The sequence below is a fragment of the Scytonema sp. PCC 10023 genome (assembly GCF_963920835.1).
Lineage (GTDB): Bacteria > Cyanobacteriota > Cyanobacteriia > Cyanobacteriales > Nostocaceae > Kalymmatonema.
The window spans coordinates 187,552-203,895 of sequence record NZ_CAWUDP010000005.1; the positions used below are offsets into that span (position 1 = coordinate 187,552).

The 16,344-nt window shown below is 44.7% G+C and carries 15 protein-coding genes; 6 read left to right on the top strand and 9 right to left on the bottom strand.

The window, feature by feature from the left end; all coding sequences use genetic code 11:
• Positions 1-148: 148 nt before the first annotated feature.
• Positions 149-856, bottom strand: coding sequence for a LuxR C-terminal-related transcriptional regulator (locus ACM0OZ_RS05350; protein WP_414581788.1), 708 nt, complete (start codon positions 854-856; stop codon positions 149-151).
• Between the two features lie 99 nt (positions 857-955).
• On the opposite strand from ACM0OZ_RS05350, the gene ACM0OZ_RS05355 reads away from it, so the two are divergent.
• On the top strand, positions 956-1,819 hold the full coding sequence (locus tag ACM0OZ_RS05355; RefSeq protein WP_414581772.1) for a sulfurtransferase: 864 nt from the start codon (positions 956-958) through the stop codon (positions 1,817-1,819).
• A gap of 203 nt (positions 1,820-2,022) precedes the next feature.
• Positions 2,023-2,454 (top strand): DUF6220 domain-containing protein, encoded by a 432-nt coding sequence (locus ACM0OZ_RS05360; RefSeq protein ID WP_414581773.1) that lies wholly within the window; start codon positions 2,023-2,025, stop codon positions 2,452-2,454.
• A 7-nt stretch (positions 2,455-2,461) separates the two neighbouring features.
• On the opposite strand, the gene ACM0OZ_RS05365 is transcribed toward ACM0OZ_RS05360, so the two are convergent.
• A complete protein-coding gene (locus ACM0OZ_RS05365) occupies positions 2,462-3,688 on the bottom strand; it encodes an RNA-guided endonuclease InsQ/TnpB family protein (protein WP_414581774.1) in 1,227 nt (408 codons plus the stop codon).
• Positions 3,689-4,061: 373 nt separating this feature from the next.
• On the opposite strand from ACM0OZ_RS05365, the gene ACM0OZ_RS05370 reads away from it, so the two are divergent.
• Positions 4,062-5,240: an MFS transporter gene (locus ACM0OZ_RS05370; RefSeq protein ID WP_414581775.1), complete on the top strand. Its 1,179-nt coding sequence runs from the start codon at positions 4,062-4,064 to the stop codon at positions 5,238-5,240.
• Positions 5,241-5,318: 78 nt separating this feature from the next.
• On the opposite strand, the gene ACM0OZ_RS05375 is transcribed toward ACM0OZ_RS05370, so the two are convergent.
• The 5 genes from ACM0OZ_RS05375 to ACM0OZ_RS05395 form a co-directional block, all read right to left on the bottom strand.
• Positions 5,319-6,083: an ABC transporter ATP-binding protein gene (locus ACM0OZ_RS05375; protein WP_414581776.1), complete on the bottom strand. Its 765-nt coding sequence runs from the start codon at positions 6,081-6,083 to the stop codon at positions 5,319-5,321.
• A 448-nt stretch (positions 6,084-6,531) separates the two neighbouring features.
• The gene (locus ACM0OZ_RS05380) at positions 6,532-7,749 is read right to left on the bottom strand and encodes an ABC transporter permease (RefSeq protein WP_414581777.1); all 1,218 of its coding nucleotides are present in this window, start codon (positions 7,747-7,749) and stop codon (positions 6,532-6,534) included.
• The gene (locus tag ACM0OZ_RS05385) at positions 7,746-9,218 is read right to left on the bottom strand and encodes an efflux RND transporter periplasmic adaptor subunit (protein ID WP_414581778.1); all 1,473 of its coding nucleotides are present in this window, start codon (positions 9,216-9,218) and stop codon (positions 7,746-7,748) included. The genes ACM0OZ_RS05380 and ACM0OZ_RS05385 overlap by 4 nt, the downstream gene beginning before the upstream one ends.
• Positions 9,219-9,601: 383 nt before the next feature.
• The gene (locus ACM0OZ_RS05390) at positions 9,602-10,102 is read right to left on the bottom strand and encodes a Spy/CpxP family protein refolding chaperone (RefSeq protein WP_414581779.1); all 501 of its coding nucleotides are present in this window, start codon (positions 10,100-10,102) and stop codon (positions 9,602-9,604) included.
• Positions 10,103-10,176: 74 nt separating this feature from the next.
• On the bottom strand, positions 10,177-10,767 hold the full coding sequence (locus tag ACM0OZ_RS05395; RefSeq protein ID WP_414581780.1) for a TetR/AcrR family transcriptional regulator: 591 nt from the start codon (positions 10,765-10,767) through the stop codon (positions 10,177-10,179).
• Between the two features lie 277 nt (positions 10,768-11,044).
• Between ACM0OZ_RS05395 and ACM0OZ_RS05400 the strand changes: the two genes are divergently transcribed.
• Entirely contained in the window at positions 11,045-11,938 is an 894-nt protein-coding gene (locus ACM0OZ_RS05400) for a tetratricopeptide repeat protein (RefSeq protein WP_414581789.1), read from the top strand.
• On the top strand, positions 11,925-12,269 hold the full coding sequence (locus ACM0OZ_RS05405) for a hypothetical protein (protein ID WP_414581781.1): 345 nt from the start codon (positions 11,925-11,927) through the stop codon (positions 12,267-12,269). Before ACM0OZ_RS05400 ends, ACM0OZ_RS05405 begins: the two co-directional genes overlap by 14 nt.
• Here ACM0OZ_RS05405 and ACM0OZ_RS05410 read toward each other — a convergent pair.
• Positions 12,266-12,670 carry a response regulator gene (locus ACM0OZ_RS05410; RefSeq protein WP_041040431.1) on the bottom strand — a complete coding sequence of 135 codons (405 nt, stop codon included), beginning with the start codon at positions 12,668-12,670 and terminating at the stop codon, positions 12,266-12,268. The two genes, ACM0OZ_RS05405 and ACM0OZ_RS05410, sit on opposite strands and share 4 nt — an antisense overlap.
• A 258-nt stretch (positions 12,671-12,928) precedes the next feature.
• Between ACM0OZ_RS05410 and gyrA the strand changes: the two genes are divergently transcribed.
• Positions 12,929-15,433, top strand: coding sequence for a DNA gyrase subunit A (gyrA, locus tag ACM0OZ_RS05415; RefSeq protein ID WP_414581782.1), 2,505 nt, complete (start codon positions 12,929-12,931; stop codon positions 15,431-15,433).
• Positions 15,434-15,531: 98 nt separating this feature from the next.
• On the opposite strand, the gene ACM0OZ_RS05420 is transcribed toward gyrA, so the two are convergent.
• Entirely contained in the window at positions 15,532-16,029 is a 498-nt protein-coding gene (locus tag ACM0OZ_RS05420) for a DUF3455 domain-containing protein (RefSeq protein WP_414581783.1), read from the bottom strand.
• Positions 16,030-16,344: the final 315 nt, after the last annotated feature.

Genomic DNA, 16,344 nt, shown 5'->3' on the forward strand with positions numbered 1-16,344 from the left:
TCAACATTTTTGAGATCGCGTTTGTAGATCAGCATTACACTACAGACAAATACATTTGTAGTTTTTTAATATACTACAGGCTCCTACAAAAGTTTCAATAAGCAAAGATGACTAATTCTTGGGCATTTGACAGAGCTTATATGACAACTTAGGATAAACTGCGTGTTTCTTGGATGGGGACAGCCAAGTGGTTTGAGAAAAGCCGCCCTACTAACTCAGCACGAGACGAAACTTCAAGCTTTCGGAACATCCGTTTTAGGGCTTGCTTAACAGAATTTTCTGTAATCCAAAGCGCTGCACCAATTTCAGCACTTGTTAGCCCTTGTGCCACCAGTTCGGCAATTTCAATTTCACGCGGTGTTAAACGCTTAATATTTGGAGAATTGAATAAAGTTGGTTGCGACTGTATCTTTGTTAGCCAAGTGGACAGATGAAGGCAGAGGGCACACAGATCAGCCAAATCCCGAGTATTAAAAGGATCAGTCCCTCGAACGCGGGTAAAACCAACTCCGCCGACAAGATGACCATTGCTGACAATAGGTCCAGCCATTACATGCCCATGATCAGAACGCGGGCAAATTATCTTCCATACCCCAGCAGGTAACAGCAATTCTTCGTGAACGGGGGCATGGTGCTCAACCACGTAGCGCAAGACAGGATTATGTTCTACAGATAAAGCTAATTTAACGATACTTGGAAGATTGGGATCGACAGAGGGAAGTTTATCAAAGAAAAAAAGCCCCCAACGATGGGCAACAAAGTACTCGCCAACTTTAACCATAACGTGCTGTCGTAGTTCTTGTTCGTCACGAGCAGAGGCGATCGCCCCAAATAAAGACTGCAAAGAATTTGCCATCATCGTTGCTACAAAATGTACTCGTTCGAGGACTAGGCGCGTCAGAAAATCAATCTTACTCTAACCTCATCACAGTTACAGAGCAAGGAGTCACGCCGAATGTCATTGGTAAATTACGCTCATCTTGAAGTTCTTGTAGACACCCAATGGGTCGCTGAGCATTTGAGCGACCCCAAAGTGCGTCTTATCCAAGTGGATATGGATGCAACAGCATATGACTCTGGTCACATTAAAGGTGCTGTCTTTTGGAACGGATTCACCATCTTGCTGCCTGATTACCGTATCAATTTTGATAAAGTGGCGTTGGAAAAACTGCTCGCGCACTCAGGTATCGCCAACGACACGACTGTGATTGTCTATGGCGACCATAATGCTAGTGCCGCTTTTATTTTTTGGTTCCTGAAAGTATTTGGTCATAAGGATGTGCGAGTGATGAATGGTGGTCGCAAGAAATGGATTGGCGAACGACGCTCTCTGGTGAGCGAAATCCCGACCATCAAGACAACCACTTATACAGCACAGGAACCCGATTCAAGCATACGGGCGCTGCGGGAGCAAGTGCAAGGAGCTATTGGCAACTTAGACCGCGTTTTGGTCGATGTACGCACACCTCAAGAGTATTGCGGTGAATTGTTTACCATGAAACCACCAGAAGGAATTCAGCGCGCAGGGCATATTCCAGGTGCAGTCCACATTTTTTATGAATCAGCTCTGAACGAAGATGAGACGTTCAAATCAGGTCAAGAACTGTACGCTTTATACAGCAGTCAGGGCATCACTCCTGACAAGGAAGTGATAACGTACTGTGCAATTGGTGCTCGCTCCGCCCATACTTGGTTTGTTTTGAAGTATTTACTGGGCTATCAGAATGTACGCAATTACGACGGTTCTTGGAATGAGTGGGGTAGCCTTCCTGACACACCAGTCGAGGCACTTGCTGCAGTAGAATTAGGCACTCATTAGTAAGCTGATGTACATTTATTCTGCGATAACTGGACGGGCAAGATGCCCATCCCACAAAGGCTTTCTTAAATTCCAATATGGAACTTAAAGGACGATTAGCTTAGCGTTTCATTCTGGGAGTAGCGCGATGCTCGTCGATAACCCTACTTTTTCGCGTTGCTCCTCCAGCAATACTCCACAGATTCACCTGAAGAATTCTCATTATGGCAACAAATTTTGGTACTGATAGCATACAACCACCTGCACGGTGGATTCAGGTAGGCTTTCTTGCGATCGCTGTATTCTTCAACCTCTGCCTAACTGCCCAAGTGTTGACGGTTGGACTGGCGTATTTTTACAATCCCCAGTGGTGGAACATTCATGTTTGGCTAGTGCGTGGGTATGGCGGACTGTCACTGCTCCTGCTCTTATGGGTGTACTTGAGTCCGTTTCCTCAACGAGTGCGGAGGCTCACGGCAAGTATGCCAGTGCTGCTTGGACTGCAATTTCTCACGATTCACCTGAATTCACCTTTACCTTTGGGAGTACTTCACCCACTCATCGGATTCACGCTGTTCTCTGTTTCCTCAACCTTGGTTCATCGGGTGCAGCGCGTGGTGTTTCCTAAGCCTGATACTGAAAGCAAGGACATGTGACATACTCCTACACTGACTGAGTACAGTACAGTGTAGGCTTCTCAGTGACTCCCGGTATCCCGTCGGACATTGACTGAGCTTTAAGAACGCGATGCCCCAGCGCTCTATTTTTTATATTTCTGGCTGCATTGTGGTCGCGGTCGAGACTACATCCACATTGACAAGAATGCCATCTTTCATGCAGCCTTTTAGGAACTTTCACCCCACAACTAGAACAGTCTTGTGATGTGCCAGAAGCATTCACAGCTATTACCAACAACCCAGCATTTTCGGCTTTGGTGGTTAGAATTGACAGGAAGCTTGACCATCCAGCATCATGCACAGACTTGGCAAGCTGTGACTTTGAAAGTCCTTTAACGTTGAGGTCTTCATGAGCAACAACGTCGTATTTTGACAGCAATTCTTTGGCTGTTTTGAAGTGAAAATCCTTCCGTTTATCGGTAACTTTTTTGTGTTGCTTACCCAACTGTTTTACAGCTTTGCGTCTACGATTACTCCCCTTTTTGCGTCGTGATACTCGCTTTTGAATGACACGTAAACGTTTTTGAGACTTGCGGTAGTGCTGAGGTATTTCGACCGTTTCACCTGTTGAAGTGGTTAAAAACTCCTTCAAACCAAGGTCAATACCAGTCATTGAATCTGGATTAATGTCGGGATTAACACTTGGAACTGTTGGATCTTCAAGACTCAGGGTTACATAATAACCATCAGCTTTTTTCGTAACTGATACGGTTTTTACCTTAAACCCATCTGGCATTGGACGATGCAAGATTAACTTGATATTTCCTAATTTTGGGAGACATATCACGCTTCCTTTAATGCAATCATCCTTCATTTGTGGATAGGTAAAAGTCCGGTAACGGTCACGAGACTTAAAGCGAGGTTTACCACTTCTCTTACCGTTGCTATCTCCACTTAAAAAACGGTCAAAAGTTACTTTAACTCGCTTGACTACATCCTGCAAAACTTGTGAGTGAATATCACTGTAATGAGGATGCGTCTTTTTGAGTAATGGTAACGTTTTCTTCTGACTGTAATAGTCTGGATTATCTCTTAACCCTGGAAGATGACAAACAAGAGGACAAGCGTTGACTGGGCAACGATTATGTTCATACCAATTAAATCTGTCTGCTAGCAAATAATTGTACTGAGAGCAAAGCATAGACAACCATCTGTCTATTTCTGTTGTTTGTTGCTTTGTTGGACGTAGTTTATATTGGTATGCAGTCCTCATTTGTTATCACCTCCTTATTATCTGTTAGTATAGCAAAAGTGGGTAAAACGTAGGTACAAATCTGAAAACAGAGTGGTTTAAAATGCGGATGAGTGAACGTAGATTAAATAAGTTACGGTTATACGCTGCAATGAAGGATACGACAATGACTCACGTCATCGAAGACCTCATTGACTCGTTAAAAATGCCGGAAATTGACAAAAACGAGGGCACCCCGCTTCCGCGTTGACGGACGCTCAACATAGGTCCCAGGTGCGCCTCGTTTTTGTCCGGACATTCATCCCACACCTCACTTCGTGTAGGATGTGGGGCTTCTGCCCGATTTAGCTAAAATGATTTGAAGTTTTTGTTCCCATTTCCTCGTGCAAAAAACATGATTTTGCCTTCAAAAACTTCGTTTATACGCGATCGTTTTACTTGGCTTGCTTACTTTATGGCAGCTTACTTCTCTTACTTACAAGCTGCTCTCGGTCCGTTAATGCCCTTTCTACGCGATGAATTAGGAATAAGTTATACCGTCGGTGGGCTGCATTTCAGTGCTTTTGCATTGGGAATGATTTTGGCTGGTTTAGTAAGTGCTGGCATGACGCAGAAATGGGGGCGTAATTTTACTTTTTGGGGAGGAGCGATCGGTCTGTCAGCAGGGGCTTTGTCCTTAGCACTCTCGCACCAAGTTGCCCTCACAATGACAAGTGTCTTGCTGATGGGACTACTAGGCTCCATCCTATCGATTACAATTCAGGCAGCCCTTTGTGATCACCATCGTGAGCATCGTGCGGTTGCACTCACTGAGGTGAATGTAGCAGCTAGCGTTAGCGCCAGCCTAGTTCCTCTGTTTATCGGCGGTTTTCATCGCATGGGATTAGGTTGGCGTAGCGCCTTGTTCTTAGCCGCGATCGCACTCATTGTGATTGGCATACGATATCGACGAGTCTCGATTCCTACTCTTGAGCGATATCGTGCTGAAGTGACTGCATCGAGTCAAACATTACCCATAACATTCTGGATCTGTTGGGTGGTGATGTTCTTAGGCGTATCAATTGAATATTGCATATTTTTCTGGGGAGCAGACTTTTTAGAAACAGGCGTTGGCTTGGTTAAGAGCGATGCTGCAAGCGCAATGAGTGTTTTTGTATTGTCAGGTTTTGCAGGACGCATTGTGTGTAGTCGTCTCAGTCGTACTATAGGAAGTGCAACCCTTTTGGCGAGTGCAATAGGAATAACATTTCTTGGTTTTCCTATTTTGTGGCTAGGTTCTTTTGCTCCACTGAATATTCTTGGTCTACTTATTGCTGGACTTGGTGTTGCTAACTTCTATCCTCTCATTCTTTCCCTCGCACTTGGCACTGCCGAGGCGCAGTCTGATATTGCTACAGCTCGTCTCTCCGTAGGAACTGGCATGGCTATTTTTCTAGCGCCATTCATACTCGGTTGGATTGCGGATCAGTTCGCACTCAAACAAGCGTTTGGACTTGTGATCTTGATGTTAGCCGCAGTAGCAGCAGTCTCTCTGTTCGCTAATCACTTAGTGCAAGAAAGCACAAGGTCATAAGTCAGAGCGATCGCCCTCAAAGGGCACTGCGCTCTCTTGCATCGCCACCTTTTTTACGGTGAGGAGTACGCGCGCAACCTATGATCCTGCCAAATGACCCACATCAGATGGGCTGAGGTGAGAGTGTACGACTTCACCGTCACGAAACCAAACAACACGCTTTGTTTGACGAGCAACATCTGGTTCATGGGTTACCATCACAACAGTGATACCAGTGGCATTTAGCTCGGTAAAGATATCTAAGACTTCCTGAGTTGTGCGCGAGTCGAGTGCGCCTGTCGGTTCATCAGCTAAAAGTAAAACTGGACGATTGACAATTGCACGAGCGATCGCCACACGTTGCTGCTGTCCTCCAGAAAGTTGAGTTGGTTTATTGTTGAGACGCTTCTCTAAGCCGACTCGCTTCAGTGCTTCGGCTGCTCTGTCGCGACGTTCGCCAGAATTTACACCAGCATACACCATCGGCAGCATCACATTTTCTAACGCTGACAGTTGGGATAAGAGGTGGAATTGTTGGAACACAAACCCCAGTTTTTTGTTGCGAATTCGTGCCAAATCTGCATCTTCCATTTGGGCGACATCGAGGTTATCTAGGTAGTAATGTCCAGAACTGGGGCGATCCAAACAACCAATGATATTCATAGCTGTGGATTTACCAGAACCAGATGGTCCCATGATGGAACAGTATTCACCCTGCTCTACAGTTAAATTAACACCGTTAAGCGCTCGCACTTCAGTTTCGCCACTGCCGTAAACTTTAAAAATATCTTCTAAGCGAATAATGACTGGTTGATTTACTGGGTAGGGAACGCGGGAGTCAGTTACCGATAGAGTGTTTGCCATAGAAATTTTGTAGTATTTCTTTACTAGTCAGGTTCAGCGTTGAAATTAAAAATAACCACAGATGGACAATAAATAAAAGTTTTTCCTCTGTCTTCCCCCTCTTTTGTAGCAGGGCTGTTTCATTCCCTCAAAGGCTGATAATGTCAAGGGTTACTTGAGCGCGAGCGCTCTGATTTACAAGCGGGAAAATTTGAATTTCCTGGGTCGAAATGTAGGTTTTCCATCACGGATGTCCCATAAATCATTGCGCTTTGATATTGACAAATCCTCCCTCCTTATGGAATGAAACAGCCCTGCTCTTTTGTAGGGGGGAATGAGGGGGGTGCACACAGATAAAAGCCATCTGTGCGAATAAGAGTGTTTATCTGTGGTTTCATAAAGCATGATGTATTTTCTATGCGCTTCCAGTAAATTTGTGGGCGTTTAGTTATCATACTTTTTGACTTGCTTACGCACTTCTTAAAGCGACGATTGGATCAAGTTTAGCCGCACGACGTGCAGGAACAACGCCAAAGAATAAACCGATACCGCCAGAAACACCGACTGCAAGGGAAATTGCCACAGGTGAAATTCCTGCTTGTAATGGAGTTAGCGCTGATACCAGCATAACGCCGCTCACACCAATTGCGGTACCAACTAAACCACCAGCTGCTGAGAGAATGATCGCTTCAATGATGAACTGTGACAGGATATCTTGCTCAGTTGCACCAATTGCTTTACGCAAACCAATTTCTTGAGTGCGTTCGGTCACGGAGACAAGCATAATATTCATGATGCCGATACCGCCGACAAACAGAGAGATACCTGCTACCACAGCCAACATGATTGTCAAAGCACCCGTGATTTGACCAAGAGTTTGTAAAGCGTCCTTTTGAGTGCGGATGGTAAAGTCATCTTCGCTGATAACTTTGTGCCTTAGACGGAGTAAATTGGTGATTTGAAACTCTGCCGCATCGACACTATTGCTATCGCGAGCAGAAGCAACGATGTAATTTAAGGCGATGCCATAGGGAGAATTCCGTCCGACAAGTCGATTTGCTGAGGTTGTAAGTGGTACCAATGCTGCTTCGTCATAATCTGCTCCCAAACTTGAGCCTTTGGCTTCTAGGACACCAATAACTTGAAAGGTCCCATTTTTAATCCGCAATTGCTTACCTACGGGGTTAGTAGTACCAAACAATCTTTCTGCTAAGTTAGCACCCAGCACTGTGACTTGATTGTTGCGCTTCATATCTATGTCGGTAAAAAACCGACCTTTGGCAGTGTCAAAGTCCCGTACCTTGGGAAAGCTGGGAGTTGTGCCAATGATGTTGACATTGGTATTTCTGTTACGGTAATTAGCTACATATCTCCCATTTAACTCCGGAGACACTCCTGCTATCGTTGGTACTTGAGAGGCGATCGCCTCCGCATCTTCCAGCACCAAATTTTTCGGCACTTCATTTGAGATGCGCTGAGTTTCCCGGTTCCCAGGAAAGACAAACAGGACGTTTGGTCCTAACGATTCCAACTGCTTATTCACAAATTTTTGTCCCCCTTCACCGACGCCAATCATGGCAATCACCGAGGCGTTCCCAATGACAATACCCAGCATGGTGAGGGCACTACGTAATTTATTGGACAGCAGGGTTTTCCCTGCCATCTGCATACTTTCTATGATGTTCATTTCTTCTGCTGTTGTTGGCGTTGCTGAATTTTGTAATCTGCGGGTGGGTTGAGAAAGATGCGATCGCCAATTTTGACTCCCTCTAAAATCTGAGTTTGGTCTTTGATTTGCGCTCCAATTGTGACGGGGCGAAACTCAGGTTTATTCTTTTCATCTGGTATCAAGACCCCTGTGTTGCCCTTTTCGGTAACAATTGCCACAGTCGGTACTAGCAAGGCATCTTGTACCTTGTCACCCAAAAACGTCATATCCACGTTCAACCCAGAACGCAGTTTGTCTTCACCAGTATCAATTGCAACTCGCACTTGGAATAATGTCACCCCTTCTTCCTTAACTGCTTCAGGAGCAATCAAGCGGACATGACCTTTAAAAACTTGGTCAGGATAAGCATCAGCAACAATTTCCACCTGCTGTCCCTGCTTAATTCTGCCTATATCAGCTTCCGGGATACTCGCCAGAACTTCTAAACCGCGTGCTAAGGCGACAACGGAACTGGAAGTTGCTGACGCACTCGAAGAAGCAGAAGTTGTTGGTGTGACAAACGCGCCAATGTTGGCATACTTTTGCGTCACAACTCCAGAGAAAGGAGCGCGGATGATAGTCTCTTCTAGATTCACTTCCTCCGCTTTTAGCTGAGCAGTAGCAGCAGCAACAGCTGCTTTGCGTTGAGCAATTTCTTCAGAACGGGAACCTGCTTCCAAAAGCTGTAGTGATGCTCGTGCTTCTTCTACCGCCGCTTGTCGTTGAGCTATTTCTTCAGAACGAGTGCCACTTTGTTGCAGCGATAGCCGTTTTTGAGCTTCTTGCAAACTCGCCTTGGCAGCATTATCTTCGCTAATAGCTTGGTCGAGTAATTGTTTTCTCTCTGCTCCCTGCTGGTAGAGGTATTGGTAGCGCTTGACTTGTTCGCTTGTATAGTTCGCCTTTGCCTGAGCTGCGTCCACTAGAGCTTGAGCTTGAGCAATTTCTTGAGGACGATTACCTGCACGAGCCTCAGCCAGCTGCGCCTCTGCTTGTGCCAAACGCGCTCTTTGTTGGGCGATTTCTTGAGGACGATTTCCAGCCAGGGCTTGCTCCAACTGTGCTTGGTTCTGCGCTAAGTTTGCACGAGCCTGAGAAAGTTTGGCTTGAATATCTGCGCTGTCCATCTTGGCAAGAATTTGCCCCTGCTTCACCTTGTCACCTTGCTCAACATATAACTCTGTCAGTGTTCCAGGGTTTTTCGGGCTAATATTCACGCTCTGAACAGGCTGCACTTTACCACTGGCAGAAATCCGCACAGTGACATTTTTCGCTTCCACTGGGACAGTCAGTGCAGCTATGTCTTGCTTGCTTGTCCCACGATTGACAAGTGTGTAGGTTGTCGTTGTACCCACAACCAACGTACCAGCTGCCACCAAACCAATCAGCCAGCGTAGTGGATGTTTAAGTTTTTTACCAATTACAGGAATTTCTAAGTATGTAGTCATGAATAGCTTGTAATGAAAGTTTCTTTACTTGAGTGTCTTTTAGTGGAGCGAAACCAAGAAGTTGAAGTTTTTACAACTTTTGGAGTCACTAGTCATGAATAAAATAGAGTTATTAATAAATCAACAACTATATGAATATGTAAAATTCTACTGACTTTACTTTCCTTCATAATATTGGTTGTTGCTGATTTGTGACCTCACCTGAATGGGTGACTTTTTCAGTTATTATGGACACTGTAAATCTTACGTAAGTAGCAAATTTTTGTAAAAACACAGCCAGAATGAAAGCACAGCGAAATGGCTCCAGTATTGTAAAATTTTTAATTGCCGAGGATCATCTTTTGCTTTGCTTAAAGAAACTTGAGGGCTTTCTATTACAATTATTAAATCTGTAGAAGATGAAAATCATCTTGGTTTTCAGCAAACTGATTGTGTAAATTCACTTTCTGGTTCTGTACAAATTTAGACAGTTTACGACGTTGCTCTGGAGTCAGCAGTGCTCGCATTGCCAACATATTTTCAAAGTATGTATTTTCAAGCTGTTGCCGCAACTGTTGAACCTGGCTGTGTTTAAAGCGAATTTGGTTTGGTGTGGCTGTACCTTCTATAAGTGCTTCCAACTCAAGAACCCCTTGCTGCACTGCTTGCTGATTTTGCTTGATTCGCTCTTTATTCTGGTTGAAAGCAATGTCAAGTTGCTTTTGTTGTTCCGGTGTGAGATTAAGTGCCGCAATCAGTTCAACTTGACCAAGTTCAAAACCTAAGGGTTGATTTGATATTTGTGCAATGAATATCTTAAAAAGGTGAGATGGTATACCCCAAGCAACAGTGCTACCCAGACAGAAGAATAGAACTGTTAGAACAGCAGTGCGACGCAACATCATAGAATTCAACTCCCTAATTTAAAAGTAAGTGCTTACTTATTAATTTGCTAAAAAAAAGATTTCGCTGTGTCACCCTATTCATGTTTGACTGGTGCGATTCCTTGCCAAAGAATTTCTACAAGACACTGCACGAACTCTTGCTCAGTAGTGGACATACTTACTTGCATTCCTATATGCTCTGACAAAACATAATTCATCAAAGATCCTAGTAAGAGGTGAGCAATAGTTTTGGGATCGCAATGGCGAAGCCGGCCTTGTTTCATCTCACGCTCTAAAAAAGCAGTTAGTGCATTGACATGTTGAATAAGCTTTGGCTTTGGTATTTCAGGTGTTGGGATTTTCCCTCGTGATTGCAGCATCATGACTCGAGGCATAACCTCTCGGTGGAATTCCAGAATCCGTAAGCAGATTTGAATTAAGTTCTCTTTGAGGTTGCCCTTGCCAACAAGAGTTTCAAGCTCGTTCACCCATACAAGTGTTTCTGGAATTCCCATCGCAGTGAAGAACAATTCTTCTTTGGTTGAGAAGCGCTTGAAAATTGACGCTTCAGAAACACCAGAGCGTGCTGCAATCTCTAAAGTTGATCCGCTGAAGCCTTTTTCTAAAAAAACTTCACGTGCTGCCTCCAAAATTTGCTGATTGGTAATTTTAGGTATACGAGCCATAAATTAGTAAGTACTTACTTAATAATTTATTTCCATGTTATAACAATGTCAAGATCAATGCTTAAAGTTAAATTCCAGTAAAAATACTGTATTTTTTAATGAAAAGTCAGCTTCAAAAGCTACTAAAAGAATCCACAGAGGCATTCTGAGTTCTAAGTTGTGGATTCTAAGCTATGGATTCTGAGTTTTTGTGTCTGTAAAATTTTGCTGTCGTCAACCAGGGAAATCGTTTAAGCTAGCTGAAAGATTCTTTTATTCTTGGCAAAGAGGCGGTAGTGTGCCTAAACGGATTGGTTTAATTTCTCTTTTGGTTGCCTGTGGTTTGTGTAGTTTACCTCAACCGACAAATGCACAAGCACTGGTACCTCATACACTGCAACTTGATGCAGCAAAATTGGAACAGCAAGGGTTAGGTTTGGCAAAGGAAGCAGCCCAACTAGCGCAGTTTCAACAGTTTGAACTAGCTTTACCAAGAGCGCGGTTGGCATCACAACTCGCTCCTAAGAACGATAAAGTCTGGTTTCTCTTAGGTGGTTTGTATTTGCAAGGCAAAGATTTGAATGGCGGAATCAACGCCCTGAAAAAGGCACAATCTCTCAACCCTAAAAATGGCGATGTTCAGTTTGCTTTGGGTTCGGCTTACTTTCAGCAGCAAAAGTATCAAGAGGCTGCCAACTACTATCAAGAGGGTTTGAAGTTAAAACCCAACGATCCAGAGGGATTGTTTAATTTGGGCAATGCTTACTATATGCTGAGTAAACTTCCAGACGCAGTGATTCAGTACAGAAAAGCAGTCTCCTTTGACAAAAAATTCTGGCCCGCCATCAACAATGTTGGGTTAATTTTGTACGAACAGGGCGATATTCAGGGCGCAATTAAGCAATGGCAAGGCGCTGTTGCTATTGAGAAACAAGCGGCAGAGCCTTTACTTGCATTGGCAGTAGCTTTGTATACTAAAGGCGACCAGCAACAAGCTCTAGCAATGGGACAAGCTGCAATCCGCATTGATGAGCGCTACGCTGATGTAGATTTTCTTAAACAAAATCTCTGGGGCGCACGCCTGCTGTCTGATACGAAAAAATTCTTAGAATTACCGGGCATTCAAGCTGCTCTCCAACAACGTGAAGAACCATCAGCTCCTACAATTAGGCAGCGGAGTGTACCACAATAGCGAACACGAAACTTGTAGGAATGAGGAAGATGAGGAAGATGAGGAAGATGAAAAAGATGAGGAAGATGAGGAAGATGAGGAAGATGAGGGGGAATACATAGTTGTTGTCTGGCTCTCTTCTGGGACTGATATTCGACGCAGCCACTTGCTCAAAATCTCATCTAATAGTACATATATATTATTCTGTAAAAGAAGCAGTAGCCCAACAAACATATTGGGGTTGGGCTACTCCAGGTATGTGTTCTTCATTCAAGGACACTACTATGGAAAAGTGCTAGGTGCAGTTTACCGTGGGGTGGACATTGTTTTTGGCTCCAAATTGTACGTTTAGTTGTCCTGTTTAGGTAGTACTGCGATGATTTGGTCAACAAACTGTTGATGGTCAACAATTGGCTTGGAGATGTAGCCATCAGCACCGCTTTGTTTGAGAAAGTTCTCGCGATCGCCTTCCATAGCGTGTGCTGTTACCAAAATAATAGGTAAGGAAGCTGTTTGGGGATCAGATTTTAACATTTGTGTAATTTTGATACCATCAACAGACTTACCTTGGTAAACACTTCTTGACAGAGAAACATCCATCAAGATAATGTCAACTTCCCCCGATTGAGCAATTTTGATGACCTCTTCTACATTTTCAGTATGTTTCACCTCCAAGCCACCTCGTTTGGTCAAAATCTTGGAAAAAACACGAGCATTAATCAGATCGTCTTCGACAATCAAAACAGTTTTCATGAGAATTTGACTTTTGTTAGCCCATCTTAACTAAAGGCGCACGCGTCAGAGAAGGGGAATAGCACCTAATCAAAACTGTTGTGTGCCTATGCTTGAAATAATCAATATAAATCTCGGTCAACAAGGATAATACTACTGCTTTCTATCCTTTGACTATCAAGATTGTGTAATGAAGAGTATTTCATCCGTTATGCTGTGGTTGCTGCAGTCTTCATTAACGGCAAATTTTGTGTAGTGGAAATATAGGGAAAAAAACTCATGGCAAAACAATTAAACCTTCTCTGTGAGGGACAGGTCATTACTACAGCGTTGCATACGGAGATGCAGCGGTCTTACCTAGAATATGCCATGAGTGTGATTGTCGGGCGGGCGTTACCAGACGTGCGAGATGGTTTAAAGCCAGTTCACCGGCGCATTTTGTATGCTATGCACGAACTCGGTCTAACGCCAGATCGGCCTTATCGTAAGTGTGCGCGTGTGGTGGGAGACGTGTTAGGTAAATACCACCCCCACGGCGACCAAGCGGTTTATGATGCCTTGGTTAGGCTGGTACAAGAGTTTTCTAGTCGCTATCCCTTACTAGCAGGGCATGGGAATTTTGGCAGCGTAGATAATGACCCACCAGCAGCGATGCGCTACACAGAAACGCGCCTTGCATCGATCAGCCACGAGGGAATGCTGACAGAAATTGGCGAAGAAACGGTGGACTTTATCGGTAACTTCGATAATTCCCAGCAAGAGCCAACTGTACTGCCAGCGCAGCTACCATTTCTGTTGCTCAATGGGAGTGCTGGTATTGCTGTGGGAATGGCGACGAATATTCCACCGCATAACTTAGGGGAAGTGGTAGATGGGTTGATCGCATTAATTGATAATCCCGACTTAGCTGATGAAAAGTTATTTGAGATCATTCCCGGACCAGACTTTCCCACAGGTGGTGAAATTGTCGGTAACTCTGGAATCAAAGAAGCATACACCACGGGTAAAGGGAGTATTGTGCTGCGGGGAGTCGCCCAAATTGAGGAAGTTGCTGGTAGCAGGAGTAGTAAACGACGGACAGCAATTGTGGTGACAGAATTGCCTTATCAAGTGAATAAGGCAGGTTGGATTGAGAAAGTCGCTGATCTGGTGAACCAAGGTCGTCTTCAAGGAATTGCGGATCTGCGAGATGAAAGCGATCGCCAGGGAATGCGCGTCGTGATTGAACTAAAACGCGATACCAACCCCCAAGAAGTTCTCCAGAATTTGTATCACCAAACCGCTTTGCAAAGTAACTTTGGGGCGATTCTCTTAGCTTTGGTGGATGGACAACCGCGTCAACTGACTTTGCGTCAATTGTTACAGGAGTTTTTGAGTTTCCGAGAGCAGACACTGAACCGCCGCTACTCTTATGAGTTAGCTAAGGTTCAAAGCCGACTGCATCTAGTTGAAGGTTTACTCAAAGCACTTTCTCACTTAGATGAGGTTGTACAGATATTACGGAGTGCTGCTGATGGCACTACGGCAAAAATGAGCCTGCAAAACCGACTCGATTTAAGTGAGGTGCAGGCGGATGCGATTTTGGCTATGCCATTGCGTCGTTTAACCAATTTAGAACAGCAAAACTTACACAAAGAGTATGAGGAGCTTAATGAGCAGATTCAGGTGTTGCAGAGATTACTCAACGATAGACGCGAGTTACTGAAATCACTGAAAAAAGATTTGCGATCGCTCAAGCGCAAATACAACGATGCCCGTCGTACCAAGATACTGGGAGAGCAAGAAAGCAAGGGAGCTCAAGAGCCGGGGAGCAGAGGAGCAAAGGAGGAATCAAAAGCCGCTCTTGAAAATCCTACATTGGTCGCGTCTCCGGAAGACGTAGTTTTAGAATTTACCCACCGGGGATATGTACGTCGTCAGCCTTCAGCCCGGAAGGCAAGAACTGACAACGGTACATCTGATAATGACACCATCATCCAAACCGTGTTGGCCGACACGGCAAAAGAGTTGCTGGTACTGACCAGTGGTGGCAAGGTTTACCCAGTGAACGTGGCAGATATTCCTCCCACCAATGGACGTTCTGCACGGGGAACACCATTGATTACCTTGCTCTCGAACTCTGCTCAAGGCGCTCAAGAAGCTGTTATTAAGCGCTTTGTACTGCCTGAACACCCAGAAGATAGCGAGATGGTTCTCCTGACGAAGCAAGGAAAAATCAAGCGTTTTTCTCTGACAGAATTGACTCATATCACCCGACGCGGAATTAGCATTTTGAAACTCAAAGATGGTGATGAATTGTTATCAACTCAGTTCACTAAGACGGGTGAACATCTGGTTTTAGCAAGTTCAGGTGGGAGAGTTTTAAAATTTGAGGTGAATGATGATCAACTCCCCATTATGGGTCGCACTGCTATGGGTCTGCAAGGTTTACGTGTGCGTCAGCAAGAAGAGATGGTTGGTTTTGTAACCTCAAGCACGAAGGAAAACCTATTACTGGTGACTCAATTGGGATACGCTAAACGTATCCCAGTGACTGCTTTGCGCTCAGCAAATCGAGGCGATATCGGGACTCAGACCTTTAAATTCACCAACAAAACTGACATGTTAGCAGGAATAGTACGAGCAACTGCAGGTGCTGAGGTGGCGCTAGTCACGAATCATCAACGCGTGGTACGCCTTGGAGTGGAAACAGTTCCCACCCTTGGCAAAGATGTCACTGGTGAAAGTATCCTTCAACTTAATCGCGAAGAAAAAATCATTTGTGTCGTCGAACTCCACTCGTAATGCTCAGCCTACCACTAAGCGTGTAGGGAGGCTATGCCCACCCTACTAATACTTTCATCTAACAGTAAGCTCAGCTAACTGTGCTAGCTTATCCCTAATTAGGGAGTTGTGCCATAAAAGAAGTAGTCAGAAGTGTAATTTACTCGCTTTTGGGTGCCTGCACTCTTCTGGTCACATCCTCGGACGGGGGGTTTGCCACCTACAGTATCCGCCCGTTGGATGTATGTTACTTTGCTAAGTATCCCATTGCCCTCGTTGGATTTGGCTTGGAGCAGCAACCAAGGAATTGCATTGGGACTGGGTGAGTCAAAGCTTGCTTTCACCTGACCTACGACCTTACTGCCGTCATTTGCCTCCCAAGTAGGACCAGCATAGTGCTTGATATTGTTCTTACCTTGCTCGTCAAGCAGTCTAGCCTCGGGTGCCACAAACGTCCATTCAAACTGGTTGGCGTTGCCGGATTTAGCTTTGCACTCATAAATTTGCACTCCTGTAGCCCTCTGTTTAAGTAGTAGCACTTGATTTGGTGGCACTTTCAAGTTCTCAGGAAGTTGAGGCGACGCGATCGCCCCTTGCGCGGCCTCAAGTTGTGGCATCTGAGCTACACCAACCTGTGCAATCAGTAACGGAAGTAGTAGGAAGCATGTCTGTTTGAACTTTATTTCTGGTTTCATCATGCTTAAACCTTATTTAAAAAAGGGTAGAGCTAAGTACAACTCCTCATTCATAGGGGTCGGAAATCAAAAGTATGCCAAAACTGGGATGTGAATTATCGCTCTTGTCAATTCCAAACGCCTTTTATGGTGGATGTACGCAAAGAAAGGGTAGAGCAAGAGGTGCTGTTAGGAACTCTCAGTTATAGCAACCGCCAAGGCGGTTAGGACGTAAACTAAAGGTATTATCGTAACCTG